This window comes from Hoeflea sp. EC-HK425 (assembly GCF_902498795.1).
In the GTDB taxonomy this organism is placed as follows: domain Bacteria; phylum Pseudomonadota; class Alphaproteobacteria; order Rhizobiales; family Rhizobiaceae; genus Hoeflea; species Hoeflea alexandrii.
On the sequence record NZ_LR701547.1, the window covers coordinates 1 to 2,662 of the forward strand.

The 2,662-nt window shown below is 62.4% G+C and carries 2 protein-coding genes and 1 pseudogene; all 3 read right to left on the minus strand.

Translation table 11 applies throughout. The annotated features are described in order from the left end of the window. Positions 1-216: 216 nt before the first annotated feature. On the minus strand, positions 217-588 hold the full coding sequence (locus tag SPHINGO391_RS00180) for a hypothetical protein (protein ID WP_023517328.1): 372 nt from the start codon (positions 586-588) through the stop codon (positions 217-219). Positions 589-982: 394 nt separating this feature from the next. Next, positions 983-1,807: an N-6 DNA methylase gene (locus SPHINGO391_RS00185; protein WP_024271350.1), complete on the minus strand. Its 825-nt coding sequence runs from the start codon at positions 1,805-1,807 to the stop codon at positions 983-985. Positions 1,808-1,949: 142 nt separating this feature from the next. After that, positions 1,950-2,662, minus strand: a pseudogene (locus SPHINGO391_RS00190) (hypothetical protein); the annotation flags it as partial.

Genomic DNA, 2,662 nt, shown 5'->3' on the forward strand with positions numbered 1-2,662 from the left:
GGGAAAGGGGTTTGGGGAAAGGGAGGAGGGAACCGTCCCCTTTCCCCATGGGAGGTGGTTTGGAGGAGGGGGCCTGCCCCTTCCTCCAGGGGGTGAGTGTTGAGAGGGGGGCTTTGCCCCTCTTTCATCAGCCATGTCGGCCGGTCGAGCCGGCCGACATGGCTCGTCCGTCACGTCAAAGGCGAGAGGCGGCCGTAGCCGCCACTCGCCTTCGTTTCAATCCGTGCCCGGTCTCCAAAGTGGATTGCGTTCGGGGCCTCCGATGCCGTGCTGCCCCAGGGCATCCACTACCGCCCTGATCTGATATCCGCCGATGCTAGTCCGGCCTTGTGCGATGAGAATGCTGATGGCTGTCTCGTCAGCTTCGATCGCCCGAATTGTTTCATCCATCCGCTCGAACGGTGCGAGGTTCTCGACTGGCTCGTAGTCGCCGTAGTCGTCGTCCCAGGCACCAGCAATATAGAGCGGCGCGCCGACGATCTGCCTGGCGGCATGCTCGGCGTCTTGAATGAGGCCAAAACCTCTTTTCCGCTGTCTCCAATATTGCGCGCTGCCGCCGTCGATGGTGGTGATTTTCCGGTGTGTCATAGAAGCCTCCTTTTCGGTCTGACGAAAAGGAGGCCGCATTGGCGAACCAAGCGGTCAAGGAGCGCGGAACGCGACCGCCGGAGGCGGCGAGTGGGGGAGCCGAAATGCGTCAGCATGTTGGGGGAACCACGAAGTCCTTTACGGCGCAGGGGCGAATGCGACACTAGGGCGTCAGAGAGAGATGAGCCCGCGGCCCCGATCAGGGGCCGCGACCGCATGGGCTGGGGAGGTTTGGAGGGGGTGGACCACCCCCTCCATGGGTGGAGGTTTGAAGGGGGCGGGGCTCTGCCCCGCTCCCTCATGGGGGTGAGTTTGAGAGGGGCCGGCCAGCCCCCCTTTCAAAGAAGCCCCGGCCGGTCGATCCGGTCGGGGTTTCTAACCTGTGCCCTGCGTTTCAGAACAGGCGAAGTTGCCCATTTCGCTCAATGATTGGGGCGGATGGCCCTTGCTCGGGTTTGACGTTACCACCGGCAGCCACTGCAGCCCGTCGCGGCACGGCAACTGCCGTAGCAGCCTCACCCGCCCCTGCCCCGCTGTTTTCCCGTGCGCGCCTGAGCTTGCCCGACCACCCGCCCATGACATGGGCCATGGTGTGCCATTCCTCCCGGAAGCGCATCGCCAGGCTGTCACCTACGATGACGGTCGCCGGAATATGGAGAAGCGAGAACTGAATATAGGCCATGTGGACGGGGCGCGGATCGATGTTCACGGCAGTCACATGGAGAAGCTGCTGATAATTGAAGCCCGCCTCAACGATGGCTTCGGCAAGCGCGACGATCATCGCCCCGCTGCCTACGGCGGGTTCCTGTGCAAGCATGAAACCGCGTTCCGCAATCGCCTTCTGCATGTCCTCGGCGCTACCGGCGATGATGCGGGCCATTAACTGGCAGACGGGATAGGGCGTGAAGAATTGCCCCCTCGCCTTGTTGTGCAATTCGAGCGCGTGAAACGTCATGCCCAAAATATCCTGCGGCTTTTCCTCTAGCGCCATGACCACCTCGCCGAATATTCTCGAGAACGTGCCCATGGTTTCGCTCCCGTATTTCCGGGCAATTTCGAGATAGCGCGCCTCGCGCTTCTCGAAATTTACGAGATCGACGGCGTTGCTCATGGAAATGGCAGAGCATTCGCACCAGTCGCCAAAGACGGCGTAGAGGTCATGCTTGTAGCGGCAGGTTTCGAACAGCTTGACGATGGAATTCAGACTGGAGGAGGTCATTGGATCACCTGTGACGGTCCGGGCCGCAGGGCGCAGTTCGCCTATCGCCGGGACGATGCCCGGCGTTCCGTTGCGGCTGGTTTAAGAAAATCAGGAAAGGAAACAGGCCGCGCCGGAGACTGGCGCGACCTGCCGCAACCGATTACTCGGCTGCTTCGGGGAACTGCTGGTTTTCGGTTTCGGTCGCGTCGTCCAGATCGAAGGGGCATTCGTCGGGATCAGTGCCGCCCGCATCTGCCATCTGTTCGCGCGGCTGCTCGGCGGTCGGCGCGATCCTGACAAGGGCGGGCAGCCAACCGGTTCCGGCAAGCTGGCGCTCGGCATAGGCAGCGGCATCTGCCTTTTTCATGCCCGACACGCCCGCCGCGAAGTCCGCACCCTTGGCTTCGGTGATAGCCTGCTCGATCCCGGTCTTGCTGACACGGCCGAAATAGCTGTCGGCGGTCGCCTCAAACCACTGCGTCATGTCGAAGGCGAGGGCCTGCGCCAGCCGGTCGGCATGGGCCCGCTGCTTCCGGCGCTCATAGTGACCGAGTTGCAGGGCATTGACCGACCGAGCCGCCGCGTAGGCGAGGAGGTCGAGGAGAACCGATTGCGGCTGGTCCAGGCACCAGGCCCAGAGGTCGCTCGGGTTACCGGGGATGGAATGGCCGTAATTCTCCTTGAGGTCGTTCATGGTCGCGAGGGCCTTGCAGTTGGTCGCGTCCTTAATGCTGGTTTCAAGCTGTTCGCTCGTCACCTTCACCTCAAGGCATGTATCCTCGCTGATGCCGCCGTAGGGATTGAACAGGCTCATCAGCATGGCATGGACCACCGCTGTCAGGGCGACGTCCGGATTGTGAGCAAGCTCGGCCC